Source organism: Halolactibacillus halophilus (assembly GCF_900115605.1).
Taxonomy (GTDB): domain Bacteria; phylum Bacillota; class Bacilli; order Bacillales; family Amphibacillaceae; genus Halolactibacillus; species Halolactibacillus halophilus.
The window spans coordinates 24,838-41,680 of the sequence record NZ_FOXC01000010.1 but is presented as its reverse complement, the minus strand read 5'-3'; the positions used below and the strand labels follow the sequence as shown (position 1 = coordinate 41,680).

General features: G+C 36.3%; 12 protein-coding genes and 2 pseudogenes. 13 read left to right on the top strand and 1 reads right to left on the bottom strand.

Annotated features, from left to right (window positions below; genetic code table 11):
* Positions 1-19: 19 nt before the first annotated feature.
* From BM098_RS05280 to BM098_RS05260, 5 genes and pseudogenes are all read left to right on the top strand, one after another.
* Positions 20-1,411, top strand: a complete 1,392-nt coding sequence (locus tag BM098_RS05280) for a glycoside hydrolase family 1 protein (RefSeq protein ID WP_089831161.1) — start codon at positions 20-22, stop codon at positions 1,409-1,411.
* Positions 1,404-2,303 carry an ROK family protein gene (locus BM098_RS05275; protein WP_089831159.1) on the top strand — a complete coding sequence of 300 codons (900 nt, stop codon included), beginning with the start codon at positions 1,404-1,406 and terminating at the stop codon, positions 2,301-2,303. Before BM098_RS05280 ends, BM098_RS05275 begins: the two co-directional genes overlap by 8 nt.
* A gap of 128 nt (positions 2,304-2,431) precedes the next feature.
* Entirely contained in the window at positions 2,432-3,337 is a 906-nt protein-coding gene (locus BM098_RS05270; RefSeq protein ID WP_089831157.1) for an ROK family protein, read from the top strand.
* A gap of 362 nt (positions 3,338-3,699) precedes the next feature.
* Positions 3,700-3,873: pseudogene (locus BM098_RS14035) on the top strand (IS1634 family transposase); the annotation flags it as partial.
* A gap of 130 nt (positions 3,874-4,003) precedes the next feature.
* Positions 4,004-5,517, top strand: a pseudogene (locus BM098_RS05260) (IS3 family transposase).
* 347 nt (positions 5,518-5,864) lie between these two features.
* Here the strand turns inward: BM098_RS05260 and BM098_RS05255 are convergent.
* The gene (locus BM098_RS05255) at positions 5,865-6,677 is read right to left on the bottom strand and encodes a MurR/RpiR family transcriptional regulator (RefSeq protein WP_089831155.1); all 813 of its coding nucleotides are present in this window, start codon (positions 6,675-6,677) and stop codon (positions 5,865-5,867) included.
* A gap of 225 nt (positions 6,678-6,902) precedes the next feature.
* On the opposite strand from BM098_RS05255, the gene BM098_RS05250 reads away from it, so the two are divergent.
* From BM098_RS05250 to BM098_RS05215, 8 genes are all read left to right on the top strand, one after another.
* Positions 6,903-8,225: a family 4 glycosyl hydrolase gene (locus BM098_RS05250; protein ID WP_089831153.1), complete on the top strand. Its 1,323-nt coding sequence runs from the start codon at positions 6,903-6,905 to the stop codon at positions 8,223-8,225.
* Between the two features lie 14 nt (positions 8,226-8,239).
* On the top strand, positions 8,240-9,793 hold the full coding sequence (locus BM098_RS05245; protein WP_089831151.1) for a DUF3604 domain-containing protein: 1,554 nt from the start codon (positions 8,240-8,242) through the stop codon (positions 9,791-9,793).
* Positions 9,794-9,811: 18 nt separating this feature from the next.
* Positions 9,812-11,179: a PTS transporter subunit EIIC gene (locus BM098_RS05240; protein ID WP_089831149.1), complete on the top strand. Its 1,368-nt coding sequence runs from the start codon at positions 9,812-9,814 to the stop codon at positions 11,177-11,179.
* 57 nt (positions 11,180-11,236) lie between these two features.
* Complete coding sequence (nagB, locus tag BM098_RS05235; RefSeq protein ID WP_089831147.1) at positions 11,237-11,971, top strand: glucosamine-6-phosphate deaminase; 735 nt, start codon at positions 11,237-11,239, stop codon at positions 11,969-11,971.
* Positions 11,972-12,000: 29 nt separating this feature from the next.
* Complete coding sequence (locus tag BM098_RS05230) at positions 12,001-13,380, top strand: sulfatase family protein (protein WP_089831145.1); 1,380 nt, start codon at positions 12,001-12,003, stop codon at positions 13,378-13,380.
* Positions 13,381-13,735: 355 nt separating this feature from the next.
* Complete coding sequence (locus BM098_RS05225; protein ID WP_089831143.1) at positions 13,736-14,515, top strand: sulfite exporter TauE/SafE family protein; 780 nt, start codon at positions 13,736-13,738, stop codon at positions 14,513-14,515.
* A 123-nt stretch (positions 14,516-14,638) separates the two neighbouring features.
* A complete protein-coding gene (locus BM098_RS05220) occupies positions 14,639-15,463 on the top strand; it encodes a formylglycine-generating enzyme family protein (protein ID WP_089831140.1) in 825 nt (274 codons plus the stop codon).
* Between the two features lie 27 nt (positions 15,464-15,490).
* A complete protein-coding gene (locus tag BM098_RS05215) occupies positions 15,491-16,741 on the top strand; it encodes an anaerobic sulfatase maturase (RefSeq protein WP_089831138.1) in 1,251 nt (416 codons plus the stop codon).
* Positions 16,742-16,843: the final 102 nt, after the last annotated feature.

Below are 16,843 nucleotides of genomic sequence, written 5' to 3'. Positions count from 1 at the left end.
TTAGAGAGGATGGTCATGAATGGTTCATTATGATTTCCCTCCCGATTTTTTATGGGGAGCAGCATCTTCTGCGACGCAATCCGAAGGAACGGTAGCAGGTGATGAAAAAGCAGAAAATATTTGGGACTACTGGTTTAAAACGAATCCTGAAAAGTTCTATCATGGTGTAGGTCCTAGTATCACATCTGATTTTTACCAACAGTTTGAAGAAGATATTCAGAGAATGAAAAACATTAACTTTAATTCGTTTCGGACATCAATTTCATGGTCGCGGCTACTTCCAGATGGTGAACACGTTAATCCAGAAGCAGTGACCTTTTATAATCATGTTATTGATCGATTAATTGAAGCAAATATTAAGCCGATTATTAATCTGTTTCACTTTGATATGCCGATGCACTTACAAGAAAAAGGTGGGTGGGAAAACTCTGATATTATTAAAGCTTTTTCCTATTACGCAGAACAAGCCTTCAAGTTATTTGGTGACCGAGTGAAGATGTGGACAACGTTTAACGAGCCGATTGTGCCAGTGGAAATGGGTTACTTAAATACCTATCACTATCCTGCAGTTATTGATATGAAACGGGCTGTTGTTGTTGCTTATCATTCAATGCTCTCAAGTGCAAAGGCGATAGAAACGTATCGAGAACGTAATTTAGACGGTGAGATTGGAATTATTTTAAACTTAACCCCCTCTTATCCTAAGAGTGAAAGTGAAGCAGATATAAAAGCTGCTCATTTAGCTGATTTATTCTATAATCGAAGTTTCTTAGACCCCTCTGTGCTTGGGGAGTATCCAGAAGAGTTAGTTCAACTTATTGATGAGCACGCCCTCTTGCCTGAAAGAATCGAAAATGATGTGGCATTATTAAAAGCTAACACGGTTGATTTTTTAGGTGTCAATTACTATCAACCGCGCCGGATAAAAGCAAAAGAAACAACGAATGCATTCGAAAATATCACACCAGAAAGCTTCTTTGATTATTATGAAGACCCTAATCGTCGAATCAATCCGCATAGGGGTTGGGAGATTTATGAAAAGGGTATGTATGATATTGCGATGAACATTAAACAAAACTATCACAACATCCCGTGGTACATTTCGGAGAACGGTATGGGTGTATCTGGTGAAGAACGCTTTATCAACGATGACGGAATGGTTGAAGATGATTACCGCATTGAATTTTATGAAGAACATTTAAAGTGGCTTCACTTAGCAATGCAAGAAGGAGCTAATTGCTTTGGCTTCCATACGTGGACATTCATTGATAACTGGTCATGGTTAAATGCATATAAAAATCGATATGGTTTTTACCGGCTTAATTTAGAAGACCAAACACGGCACATTAAAAAGAGTGGCTTATGGTTTAAAGCACTCGTAAAAAGAAACGGGTTTGACACCAATGAGTGATGTATTAGCGATTGATATTGGTGGAACAAATATCAAAGTCGGCCTTGTTGATAACAAGAGCCAATTATCACAGCAACAATCTTACCCAACACCTACACTATTTGCAGATTTTACGCTGCTATTAAATACAATCAAACAAGCCTATGTATCACACGATTACCGTGGTGTGGCGGTTAGTAGTCCAGGTATACCTTTATCTAGCGGGATGATTGGAGCCGATAGTGCGGTACCGTATTTACATGAACATAACATTTTGAATCTGTTTAAAAGAACTTTTCACTTGCCTGTAACAATTGAAAATGATGCTAATTGTGCTGCACTGGCAGAAATATGGAGTGGAAATGCTCGAACAGAAAAAAATGTGGCAACATTAATTATTGGAACGGGTATTGGTGGTGCTATTATTCAAGACCGGAAGATCTTTCATGGTAACCATCGCCATGCAGGTGATTTTGGTTATATGCTCTTTCCGACTGAGACTGGAGAATTGTCGGTATTTAGTCGTTTAGCTTCGACTTCTTCAATCATTCGTTATGTCGCTAAGAAGAAAGCTGAACCCATATCTTCTTGGTCAGGAGAAAAGGTATTTGAGCTTGCTAAAGCGAAAGACCCGATTTGTCAGGAAGCAATTGACCGCTTCTATTCAATGTTATCGCTAGGTATTTATAATATTCAGTACGTCTATGACCCGGATGTCATCTTAATTGGTGGTGGGATTAGTTCGCGAAAAGAATTATTAGATGAGTTGAGAAGTCGTTTAATCACTATTCAAACAGAGACACCGGAAAAACTCGTGGTGCCAAAAGTGATGGTCTGTTATCATAAAAATCATGCTAATTTACTCGGAGCTGCCTATCACTTTATGATTTCAGGAGAGGTAACTGACAAGTGATTCGTTTTTTTAGAACAACATTATGACATAGACATCATTACGTCAGGATTAAGATGATAGCTCATTTATAGCTATGGTCCTTTTTCTGACGTTTCTGTTTATACTATAATAATAAAGGATGTGGCGAGATGTACGCGGTTGGTATTGATATTGGCGGAACCAAAACAGCACTAGCGATTGTAGACCAAAGTGGAAAGATTCTTTCTCGAACGAAACTTGTAACAGATACGAGCATAGACCCTTCACGGATGATTAAAAGCATAATTGAGACGGTAAAACAGATGTTAGTTGACCATGATATTAAAGAGGAGATGCTGGCTGGAATCGGTATAGGGGCACCGGGTCCGTTAGATATTTCTCGGGGCATGATTACTTATCCACCCAACTTGCCACTTTGGCGCAATATTTCGATTGTGGCTGATTTTAAAAAGCAGTTTAATGTCCCTGTTCGTTTGGAAAATGATGCCTCTGCTGCAGCGGTTGCAGAACATCATCTAGGTAACGGAAGAGGGTATAAGGATCTTCTTTATGTGACGATTAGCACCGGAATTGGTGCAGGTATTATCTCAAATAATCAATTACTATCAGGCAACAAAGGAAATGCCGGGGATATTGGTCATATGGTTGTCGATCCTAGCTTTGGTGAATGCACATGTGGCCAACTTGGTTGTTTTGAACATGTATGTTCAGGGACAGCTATTAGTCGAGAAGCTTCAAAAATTAAAGGTATAACAATCTCTACTGCTGAAGCTTTTCGTCTTTATAAAGAGAAAGATGAAGAAATCACCCGGTATTTAGACGTAGTGATTAACCGAATGGGAATGGCCGTTACGGCTATGATTAATACACTTGACCCGGAAATTATCATTATTGGTGGTGGCGTCAGCCAAGTAGGGGAAACGCTATTCCAGCCTATTCGTGGTTATGTTAAGCGGTTTACTTTAAATCGAGATGCGCGTGATACTCCTATTGTACCTGCTGAATTAAATCAAGAAGCAGGCGTAATTGGCGCAGCTTTACTTATGTTTGAATAAAACGTCTTTAAATAAAAATCATCGTGTACACATAGGAGTATCCTTGTAAGGAACTAAATACCAGGGAAAATCAATGGATTGAAGAATGCAAAAAAAGTCCCTTTGGTACGATTAATGTCATTGATGACCTCTAATTCAAATACTAAAAGGAAACCTCCACAAGAGATTTTACACAAAATTAACGCTTAATGTAAATTACAGAAAATAAGTGTATGTGTCAAGTTGATCTCGATAAGATTGTCAAATAAAGATTTAAGTGCGAGTTTTTTTTCGATTTCAGAATTTTTTTTGCTACTGTACTATCGTTTGCTGCCTGCATTCCCAGAATTTATAACGAGGTGGTAATTGTGAGAATAATCTATCAAATCAATAAACAAACGGGGATCTATGAGGATTTAAAAGCCATCTTTCCTTCTCGCTATAAACAGATACTATCAATTGCATATTGCTTGATACTTGAAGGAAATAATTCTTTAAGTCATTTTTTGCATTGGTAGAAACTGCACCACCATTTGTTTAAACAAGATATAGCCTCTTAGAGAAGCAGTGATTTATTTCAACAGATTGATGGGGAAGGTCGTATAACCTTCTTGAATATTGCGGACAAAAATAGCCACTTGGAGGTGTGGACATAATCTTGGACAACTATAAGACGGGAGAATGTCCATGTACTCTTACGAAGAAAGAATAAAAGCTGTAAAGCTTTATATTAAATACGAGCACTCATTAGCGTCAGTCATTCAGGAACTAGGCTATCCTTCTTCAAAAGCTCTTTACAAATGGTTTAAGGAATATGAAGAGAATGGGGATCTTTCAAAATCCTCAAAAAGAAAACGTAAATTTACCCATGAAGAAAAGCAGTTTGCTGTTAATCACTATATCGAATACGGTCGCAATTATTCTAGAACTGTTCGTATGTTGGGGTATCCAGACAGAAACATGCTTAGCGATTGGTGTAAAGAACCTGCCCCTGAAGCTCGTAAAATCAGGCGCAGTAAGTTAAACTATTCTCAAGAGCAGAAAAAAGAGGCCCTTATCCATCTTGTGAGCCGAAAAGCCTCTGTCCAAAAAATGGCTGAGCGCCTTCATGTCAGTCGTAAAACGCTCTATAATTGGAAAGAGGAGCTCATTGGAGAGGAACTTCCACCAAATATGACTAATATGCCTGATAGCCCTCAACTAGAAGCGTTAAAAAACGAAGTTGATGTTTTAAAACAAGAAGTTTATCGACTGCGAATGGAAAAAGATATCTTGGAAAAGTCTTCTGAACTTGTAAAAAAGAACGGGGGTATCAATCCAAAACATCTCTCCAACAAAGAAAAAACACGCGTGATTGATGCCTTAAGAATCTTTTATCCATTGGGGCTTCTGCTAGAAAATCTCGATTTAGTTAAGAGTAGTTATTTTTACCACAGAAGCCTGTCTAACCTTCCGGATAAATATACTGATCTTCGGGTAATGCTTAAAGACATTTTTATTGAAAGTCGTCGTGCGTATGGTTATCGTCGTATGTATGAAGTCTTAAAAAACGACATGTTGTTGTTTCTGAAAAAGTTGTTAGGCGACTTATGAAGGAAGAGAATCTTATTGTTCGTTCAGTAACTAAAAAGAAATATAGTTCGTATGCAGGTGAAATTACTCCCGCGACCCCTAATCTTATTCAACGAAATTTTAAAGCTGAAGCGCCTGATAAAAAGTGATTGACGGACATGACAGAGTTTCGTATTCCTGCCGAAAAAGTCTATTTATCGCCCATTATCGATTGTTTTGATGGGGCCATAGTTAGTTGGTCAATCAGTACACAACCGAATGCAGAGCTTGTTAATAGTATGTTTGATCAGGCACTTGATACACTCTCTGATCATTCAAAGCCAATCGTACACTCTGATCGCGGAGTACACTACAGATGGCCAGGTTGGATTGAAAGGATTAAAACCAACGGTCTGACACAGTCCATGTCTAAAAAAGGATGTTCACCAGATAACTCGGCTTGCGAAGGTTTTTTTGGAAGACTTAAGAATGAGTTTTTCTATGGATTTAAATGGGAAAACATATCAATTGATACATTCATTAAACTACTTGATGATTACATGCATTGGTACAACAATAAAAGAATTAAACTGTCTCTAGGAGGACTCAGTCCGATAAATTATAGAAAGACACTAGGTTTAATTGCATGAAAAAAGTCCAAGAAAACATCCGCACCTCCTACTAATGAAATATCCTAAGCTTAGACCGTCCTATGCGTTCATCACAGGTTTTGACAAGCATTAAAGGATAGAGATATGCTTGAGTTTCGCGAACTCATTTTATATGAAAAAGATCGACATGATTTATTAACTACATACTTCATTTCAAGGCTATTATCTGATTTCCCACCTACTTTAAACATCATAGAACTTAATGAAAACAATGGCTTCCTAGAAGGTCAAGTTAATCGATAAAATTGCGTAAGAACTTACTTTTTTAGCCGTTATACCTTTAAAAACATTTAGTTTAGTTAACATTTTAGACTAAAACCGTTGAGTTATAGCATATCATCATGCACTTCAGATGTTTCTATAGAAGTTGTCGTATTTAATATTTCATGATTATGCAAGTAACGTAAAAATATTTTTTCTAAGATATAATCAATCATTAAATTAGATGCAATGCATTCATTATTCTTAGGTTCATAAATCACAGAATAGTAAGCCCAAAAGTTTAACGCACATAATTTCGATAGCGAATTTTTAGTTATTGATGTTATTGAAATTGACGTTGCTCCGACTTGTTGGGCTTTTTTTGCATATTTAATAATATTTTTACTCTCACCTGAAAAGGATAGAAAGATGATTAATGTATTACTCGATATACCGTTTAAAAAAGCTATTTCAACTTCTTCTTCATTTTGAGGCGAAATAAACTTACTGTCGTAATAATTGAACCGCATAGCCGTAAAATAAGCGCTCGATTTCAACAACCAAGATCCTATTAAATATACTCGATCAGCCTTTTCAATAGCCTCCACTGCTTGAGAAACACTTTGCTCTTTTAATAAATCTGATGTCTTCTTTAAATCTTCAATTAAAAAACTACGAGAAATCTCACCCGAACGTGCTTCATCAATAGTAGTTTTATTGAACTTGATATAAGATTTAAATTCTGAATATCCTGAAAAACCTAACTTTTTTGCTAACCTGAGGATTGTAGCATGTGATACGAAACAATGATCTGCTAAAGTGTTGATTGAGAATGTGTCTACTTTTTCAACATTTTCTAAGACAAAGTTTAAAATTTTATAATCTGTTGTTGAAAGTTTTTCCTCATTTTCTTTAATCAACTTGGATAAGTATTTCAATTCAGCACGCTCCTAGTGATTATATTTAATAAAATTATTATGGCATTTAAAATATAGAGTGTCAATTTGGTATATTTTAAATTCATATATATGTAAAAAAGATAGTTTTTAACGTTAGGTGTGATTTATATCAGTTGAATTAACGCTTTAACTATGATCTCACGATATATTGAAAACGCTTTAAATGCTGTTATGATGAGGTTAACAACACAAAGGAGTGAGGTTATGAAAAAAGTTAACATTACTATAGTTGGAGGGGGAAGCACGTATACTCCTGCACTGCTGGATACGTTAGTTAGATATCAAGACCAAGTGTCTATTGATAATCTCGTATTATTTGATACTGATGAGGCTAGACAGCGGGAGGTGGGAGATTTTGCAGAAGTCTTGTTCAAAGAAAGATATTCATCCGTTAATAGCATCAAATGTACTACGAATATTGAAGAAGCTTTTAGTGATACAGATTTTATTCTGATGCAAATTAGATCAGGTGGTTTAGAGATGAGAAAGCATGATGAGAAAGTTCCTTTGAGTCATGGTGTGGTAGGACAGGAAACTTGTGGACCAGGTGGGTTTTCTTATGGTATGAGAACTTTAAAAGACTTCATTGAGATAATTAAAGAAATCAGACGGCAATCTCCAGAGGCGTGGATTATTAATTATTCAAACCCAGCAGCTATTGTCGCAGAAGCAACAAAAAGAGAGTTTCCGAACGATCAGCGTCTAATAAATATCTGTGATATGCCAATTGGGATAATGGACGCATTCTCAAATATTTTGGGAGTATCAAGAAAACAACTGTCACCAAGATATTTTGGATTAAACCATTTTGGTTGGTTTACTAACTTGTATGACCAAGAAGGAAATGATCGATTACCAGAAATTAAAGAATACCTTAAACATGACGCGATTCTCCCTACTGAAAAAGCCATGTCGGATGATTCGTGGAAAAAGACATTTGAACAATTAGCTCAAATGACTAATGATTTTGATGGCCCAGTTCCAAATACGTATTTACAGTACTATTTGTATCCCAAGAAGATTGTGAAAGAATCCGATCCTCATCATACAAGAGCGGATCAGGTTATTGCTGGGAGAGAAAAAGAAGTATTTTCGATGATTTCAGCTGTCAAACAGAAAAATTCCACAGAGGGTATCGAAATATCTTCAGGGGTACATGGTGACTATATTGTCGATTTAATGACAGCAATCATTAATAATAGAAATGATTTATTTATCATAATGGTTGAAAATAAAGGGGTTATTGAAAATTTACCTTCAGAGGCTATGGTAGAAGTACCGTGTTTAGTGAATAGCCATAATATTGAACCCTTACGTGTTGGACCGATTGATACTTTTTATAAAGGCTTAATAGAAAATCAATATGCTTATGAAAAGCTAACGGTAGACGCTTTTTATAATAATTCGTATGACGCGGCTTTAAAAGCTTTAACTCTAAATAGAACAGTAGTAGATGCAGACTTAGCTAAAAGTATTTTAAATGATCTTATAGAAGCTAATAACGATACTTGGCCAAAATTAAATTAAGAGGGAGAATAAGTATGAAGAAAAAAGAATTATTGTGGTCGGATTTCCACTCGAATATCCATCCAAAACAAATGAATGATTTAGAAAATTGGTTTGATTTTGCTAAAGAAATGCTTGATTTCTGGGGGGTTGCCTACTATCCGTTCCTTCATCGGAAATCTGAGCATGGATTACCTTTGGAAGATACGATTCCTGAAGAAGATATGCAAAAAGATTGGGAATACATTCGTCAATTTGCTGAAGAAAAATCTGAAGACGATTTTACATTTTTTATGGGATATGAATGGCAAGGAAATGGCGAAGATGGGGATCACAATGTTTATTATTTAGATAACAATCAAGGTATCCATCACCCGATGACCTATAAAGAATTATTAAATAAAATACCAAAAGGTCAAGCGATGGCCATTCCACATCATACAGGGTATGCAGTAGGCCATAGAGGAAAGAATTGGGCCACTCATGATTATGAATATTCTCCTTTCACCGAGATATATTCATCTCATGGATCATCAGAAAGTGATTATGATGACATACCAATGAATGTTCATATTCATATGGGACCAAGAGACTCTAAGGGTACAGTCATGCAAGGGTTGAAAGAAGGAGCGGTTACAGGGATTATCTGCTCAGGTGACAATCACGTTTGTCCTGCAATTACTGGTAACGGATTTTTAGCCGTTTGGTCGGAAGATAGATCGAGAGAAAGTATTTTTAAAGCTTTACTCAACCGCAACGTTTATGGTGTAACTCGAAGCCGGATTCAATTAAACTATGAACTTAACGGGGCATTAATGGGTGATTTTATTGAACCCTCTCAAACAAGCGAAGCAAAAGTTGAAGTTAAAGGGACAAATGCGATTGATAGAATTGAATTTATTAAAAGTAACGTGGTAAAAGACACCTATATTCATAATGGACAATGGGAAGAAGAAACACTGACTGGAAATGTAGTATTTAAGTTTGAGCTGGAACTTGGATGGGGTCCTGATCAGCGAGTGTATCCTGATATTCAAGAAAAGCACTGGACAGGCTCTCTTAAAACCACAGGTAAAATACTAGATATTGAAAAGTTATGGACAACCCCAGGCCAAAGCGTAAGTATGATTGGTGAAAGTGAAGCAGAGTTTGATATCAATACAACGAAGGGTGGATATGGTAATGAAAAATTATCTCAGAAAAACCACCAGACACCTTATATTCAAAATCAATCAATGATATTTGAGATTGAAGCAGATGTTAATTCTGATTTAGAAATAATTATCGATGATAAAACTTACTCATATAAAGTCAAAGATATTTTATCTGAATCTAATTTAATTGGCTTAGTCGATGAGGCTAAAAAATTAGCCAAAGAACGTTTTGATAAAGATGACTTTTATCGCTCAGACCCATTCTGGCACAATGCATATAAGGTTAAGATTCATAGAGGGGTTCCTGCTACCGCTTATGAAGTAACCTATGAGACGGAATTGGGTGAATTGACACAAGATGATTATATATTAGTTAAGGTATATCAAAGAAATGGAGAGCGTGCATGGGCTTCACCAATCTGGGTAAAAAACTAATAGAAAAGAGGGGTTCAAATGGCTTTAAACTATAAAGTATTGGCTCAAGATATTATTGAAAATGTTGGTGGAAAAGATAATATTCGAGCAATGGAACATTGTGCTACCCGATTAAGACTGATGCTAAAGGATGACTCACTTTTTAATAAGGCTGCTATAGATGATATGGATGGAGTGAAAGGTGTACTTCATAAGGCTGGGCAATTTCAAATTATATTAGGAACGGGTACAGTTAATCAAGTCTATAATGAAGCGGAAAAATTAGTAGATAATAAAGGTAATGTAAAAGATGAAGCGTATGATGATATGACAGTGGTTCAGAAAATTGTGCGGGTATTTGGTGACATATTTATTCCTATAATTCCGGTCATCATTGCTTCAGGTATATTAATGGGGCTAAGATCGTTTATGGTTAATCTCGGTTGGTTAACTGAAGGTTCATTTTGGTTTGGATTTTCACAAATATTAACTGATACACCGTTCGCTTTTCTTCCAGCTCTTGTAGGTTGGTCTGCAATGAAGCGATTCGGCGGCACGCCAATATTTGGTTTCATCATTGGATTAATGCTCGTCCACAATTTCTTGCCATCTGCAGGTGCGGTAGGGCGTGGGAATTTAGAACCTTTATTTGTTGATTTGTTTGGATTTGAGGCAACAGTCGTAGGTTATCAAGGTTCTGTATTGCCTGTTCTTGGTATCGCGTTTGTGGTAGCGTATCTTGAGAAAAAAATTCGTAAAATTGTTCCGGATGCATTAGATTTAGTGCTAACACCATTTATCGTTATGACTATCGGTCTATTTATTGGCTTATTCATGGTAGGACCTGTTGCACGTATCCTTGAAACAGGTGTTGCAGATTTATTCGGCTTCTTATTTACTTTACCATTAGGGATTGGTGGCTTCTTAATTGCTGGTTTGCAGCAAGTGTTGGTTATTACAGGTTTACACCATGCTCTTTGGGTTATAGATATCAATTTCTTAGAACAAATGGGAGAGAATTTATATCAACCAATTCGTTCTGCTGCTGTAGCGGGTCAAGCCGGTGCAGTAACAGCATTTGCTATCTTCGCTAAAGGTAAAAAAATGAAAGCGTTAGCTATTTCTTCCGCTGTTTCAGCATGGTTCGGTATTACTGAACCAGCAATTTTCGGGGTCAATTTAATTAATTTCTGGCCGTTTATCTTTGGATTAATTGGAAGTGCTCTTGGTGGTATGTATTCTTCTCTTGTAGGATTAGCTGGAGATGGGATGGGTATCGCTGTTATACCAGGATTTTTACTTCATTTGGATGGAACAATGTTCCATTATGTTATGGTGAATCTGATCGCTGGTTTGGTACCATTTATCCTTTCAGTCATTTGGATTAAGAAGAAAGGGAACATCTAAATATCACAACAGACTGGGTTCATCCCAGTCTGTTGATTAGTTTTAGGGGGATTTGTAATGGATTTAATTGTTTTCAATACTAAAAATGAAGCAAATGTCTATGTGGCTGGTTTGATTGTTCAAGAGATCAATAAGAATGCCTTTTTGACCTTAGGATTAGCAACAGGAGAAACTCCTAAAGGCATATACAATGATTTAATTAAACGATATCGAGAAAATAAAGTGAGTTTTAAAAACATCACAACATTCAATTTAGATGAGTATATAGGATTGCATCCTGAAAGCCCTGATAGTTATCACTTTTATATGCAGGAAAAACTCTTTAATCATATTGATTGTCCAAAAGAAAATATCCACATACCAAATGGTTGTGCAGAAGATTTGAATAACGAGTGCGAAAACTATGAAAAGCTAATAGAAGAATCGGGCGGAATTGAACTGCAATTGTTGGGAATTGGAATTAATGGGCATATCGGTTTTAATGAGCCAGGTACCGCATTCGATACACATACACATATAACTAAATTAGCTCCATCAACAATTGAAGCAAATACGCCATTGCTAGTAGAAGAGAAGAAATTACCATCACACGCACTATCGATGGGTTTAAAAACTATTAGACAGGCTAAAAAGATTATTTTAGTAGCATTCGGAAAACAAAAAGCTGATGCGATTCAAAGACTATTGAATGGGGAAGTTTCTGAAGGTTTTCCTGCTTCCATTTTGAAGAGACATTCAGACATTAAAATTGTTATTGATAGTGAATTAAATAACGAACTAAAGGTAGAGTAGTTAATCTTTCTTCAGGAGGTGATGAAGTCATGAAGCATAATATAATTTATATTCACACGCATGATAGCGGGAGGATATTAAGTCCGTATGGATACGATGTCCCAACACAATCACTTAAAGCATTCACAAAAGATGCGACGATATTTAGAGAAGCCTATTGTGTTGGACCAACCTGTTCGCCTAGTCGTTCAGGATTACTAACAGGCATGTATCCCCATAGTAATGGCATGTATGGTTTGTCACAGCGTGGATTTAAGCTCCATGATTACAACCAACATTTAGTAAATTTTTTAAACAAACGAGAGTATAATACAGTCCTTTGCGGTATTCAACATGAAGCAGGTAGCTTTACAAATCATGGTGAAGGAGGAAAAATTATTGGTTATAAACAAGACATTACAGCTGATAACACCGGACTAGCAGAAGAAGAACTTGCTAAGTGGGATTATGAAAACGCATTAAAAGCTAAAGAATGGTTAGAGTCTTATCAAGAGGATAAACCTTTTTTCCTCTCTTTTGGTCTGTTTTCAACACATAGGAAATTTCCGGAAGAAGGACATAAGAATAAAGAAAAGATTAATCCGAAATATGTTATGCCTCCTCTACCATTATCTGATGACTACCCTATTCGTGAGGATTATGCTGGATATCTAAAGTCAACGACATGGGCAGATGAGTCCTTTAAGATTGTCATTGAAGCCCTTAAGGAAGCTGGATTCTATGATAATTCAATCATTATTTTTACAACCGATCACGGCATTGCATTTCCTTTCAATAAGTGTAATCTTTTTGATTCAGGTATTGGTGTTTCTTTAATCATGCGTGTGCCTGATAGTCACATGAACGGTGAGGAGGTGGAAGGTTTGGTTTCACAAGTTGATGTTTTCCCTACTTTATGTGATTTACTTAGTCTTGATAAACCTGATTATTTGCAAGGCGAGTCCTTTGCATATCTCTTTGAAGAGAAGGAAGGGAAAGAAAGGAAAGAAATATTCTCTGAAATTAATTACCACACAGCTTATGAACCTGCGCGAAGTGTTCGTACGAAACGTTATAAATATATTAAATACTATGATGAATCTTACTTGAAAATTAACCGGACGAATATCGATAACTCAATAAGCAAAGATTATTATCAAGCAAATGGTCTAGAACAAATTGAAAAACCAGAAGAAGCTCTATACGACTTGCTGTATGATCCAAGTGAAACAAATAATCTTATAGAAAACGAAAAGTATCAGTCAATAGCTGATGAATTAAGACAAAAACTATTACAACATCAATTAGAAACAAACGATCCTATTCTAAATGGTCATTTTAAGTTAGAAGAAGGTTGGAAAATTAACAAAAGTGAAAATTATAATCCGAGTTCTAAAGATCCAAATGATTTTCTAAAGATCGGTGAATAACTTGCATATTAAAAAGCTATACAAAACGGCTATTTGATAAACTTTTATCTCTTGTGTTAATCAGCACTAAAAAGAGAGATGAAGACAAAAATTATTAACTGTAGACTTTGAAACAGTTGAAATGGAAGTATCTTCAATTGATATCATTGTGGTGTTTAGCAATAGAGAGAAATGTACCGTTCATACCCCTGAGGAAACCGGTGCTGTTCTTGACCGAAATATTATTGATATAAGTTAAGTAGACCACTTGGGGGAGGTCATTCCCCCTTACTCTAATTACAGCTAAAGCATAAAGTATATGTTATATACGATGAGTGAGTTGTAAAAATTCTTTAAATTTAAGGGAGAACCGGTTATGTATGTTGTATATTTTTTCGTAGGGTTAATTTCCACTGCATTAGGAGCTGCGGCAGGGCTAGGCGGAGGTGTCATTATCAAGCCTACGCTTGATTTACTAGGTGATTTTAATTTGAAATCAATAGGGGCATTATCAGCGATTACTGTTTTTACTATGGCTGCCGTCTCGCTTTTCGGCTCAAGAAAACTCGATGTTCAACTTCAAAAAAAACAAAGCTTTACTTTTGCTATCGGTTCTATTATAGGTGGTGGCATAGGGAAAAGCTTATTTAATAGTAGTTTGAAATATGGACCAATTAATCATATGATTGGATTAGTTCAATCAGCACTGCTTATCGGTATTTTAATCATCATATTATTATTAATGAAATATCGTTATCTCTATAGAACATATCACCTCAAAAGCGCTGGGATTATTTTAATAATTGGTCTTATATTGGGCGGTGTCTCCGCATTTCTCGGCATTGGGGGAGGGCCATTAAATATTGCTGTTTTAAGTTTATTATTCTCCATGGATACAAAGCAAGCGCGTCTTAATTCTATTTTCATTATATTTTTCTCGCAACTCGCCGCAATCATCCTTATATTTACAGAGGGCAGCCTCGTTGAATATGACTTAAGTATGCTTCCGGTTATGGTTATCGGCGGAGTCGCTGGAGGTTTTATAGGAAATTATTTATCCTTAGACTGGGATAGTAGACGAGTTGAGTTAATTTTCAATGCAACAATTATATTGATTATTGCTATCAATATTTATAATGTTGTACAAGCCATATAATTAAGAAGGAGGGTGAATTACATGAGTTGTTGTCATAGTAATTGAATAAATTGCGATCAAAATACGGATAAAAACATAAAAACCTCCAACTTGATTAAACTTGGACAGCATCATCAAGAAGGAATGGTTAAATTAACTGGTGGAACATTTTTAATAGGAACAGAGGATAGTGATGCCAATAAAGGCGATCAAGAAGGTCCAATAAGAGTGGTTAATGTTGAGTCTTTCTATATTGATCCAACTCTAGTTACGAATCAACAATTTCTTGAGTTTATAAAGGATACGAACTACCTAACAGACGCAGAACGATACGGATGGTCCTTTGTTTTTTACAACCTTTTATCGGTAGAAACAGCTAAATCTGTCACACAAAGACCCGCCGATACCCCGTGGTGGCGGGTGGTAGAAGGGGCAGATTGGGCGCATCCTGAAGGACCGGATTCTTCCATCCAAGATCGTTTAAATCACCCCGCTGTTCATATTTCATGGAATGACGCTATCGCCTATTGTACATGGTCAGGGAAAAGACTATTAACTGAAGCGGAATGGGAATATGCCGCAAGAGGGGGGCTCGTCCAAAAACGTTACCCATGGGGAGATGAATTAACACCAAACGGTAAACATCTGTGTAACATTTGGCAAGGGGATTTTCCGATTGAAAATACTCAAGATGACGGATATAACAGCACGTGTCCTGTTGATGCTTTCCCTTCAAATGATTTCGGTATCTTTAGTATGGTAAGAAACACGTGGGAGTGGTGTGACAACTTTTTTGATCATTCAACAGATACATCCATCACACAAGAGCATCAACCAAGAGCCATAAGAGGTGGATCGTATTTATGTCATGAATCATACTGCAACCGTTATCGTGTTACAGCACGAAGCTATAACACGCCAGATAGTTCATCTGGTAATATGGGTTTTCGATGTGCTAGGAATACTTAGTTACAATATTTTAAGGAGGTGACAGACATGTCTAATCAACCAGCGGTTAAAATTAAACCTAAAATTTCTAGTGTGATGTGGAAGACGGTATCAGAAGCTTGTAACTTAGCCTGTGATTATTGCTACTATAGTACATGTAATGGCCGTCCTGGAAAATTCAATCAAATTGAGGAACGAAAACTCGAAAAATTCATTAAAGAATATATGGAGATGTCTCAAGGACTTGTATCTTTTATTTGGCAAGGAGGGGAACCATTACTTGCCGGGTTAGATTTCTTTGAAAAAGTGGTTTATTATCAAAAGAAGTACAGTACAAAATTTAAACGCGCCAGTAATTCAATTCAAACGAACGGCATATTAATTAATAAATATTGGGCGCAATTCTTTAGTCAGCATGGTTTTTTTATCGGGGTAAGCTTAGATGGTCCGAAAGAAATAAATGATCAAAGACGCGTCACAAGTACAGGAAGACCAAGCTTTGATTTAGTCATGCGAGGTATTGAACACCTTCGTAACCATCGTGTTGAATTTAATATTTTGACGGTCATACACGAAACGAATGTTCATTGTGCTAAAGATTTAATGAACTTCTACCAGCAAGAAAACTTTCCATATGTTCAATTTATTCCTTGTATGGATTTTAAAGCACAACAAGTAGAGCAACCGGGTGTATTTGCGATTACACCAGAAGAATATGGTGCCTTTCTCTGTGAGGCTTTTGATCATTGGTATAATGATGGGCAACCAATCACGTCTGTTCGTTTCTTTGACAATATGTTGACAGGGTATTTAAATCAAACGGCTGAACATTGTATTCATCAAGAAACGTGCCCTAAAGCTCTTGTTTTCGAACAAAATGGCGATGCTTATCCGTGTGATTTTTATATGGATGAAGCTTATCGACTTGGAAATATCAATGTTGATTCCTTCGAAGACATCGCGATGAACCCTAAATTAGACGCGTTTGTTAATCAAAAGAAAAACTTACCCGAGGTATGTAAATCATGTGAGTTTCTAAAACTTTGTCATGGTGGTTGTCCAAGAAATAGGCATAATAACGCTAGTGAAAACGAACAAAGTAAAACGTATTTCTGTCATAGTTATAAACAAATTTATCGTTATGCGCACAACCGAATGAAGCTATTAGCTGATAAAATTAAACAAGATAAATTGCAGACGCTTATTAAGGTGGCTTATCCTTTACCGAAAGATAACGACATGTGTATATGTGGAAGTAATAAGACATTTGCCTCTTGTTGTAAGAGGTTAATTTTGTAATTAACCTCTTAGTGAGTCTATGTTAATCAATCAATAGTAAATTCCATAAGTATTTATTCAATACACCTTTAGAATATTACAGAATCCAGGTATACATAAATT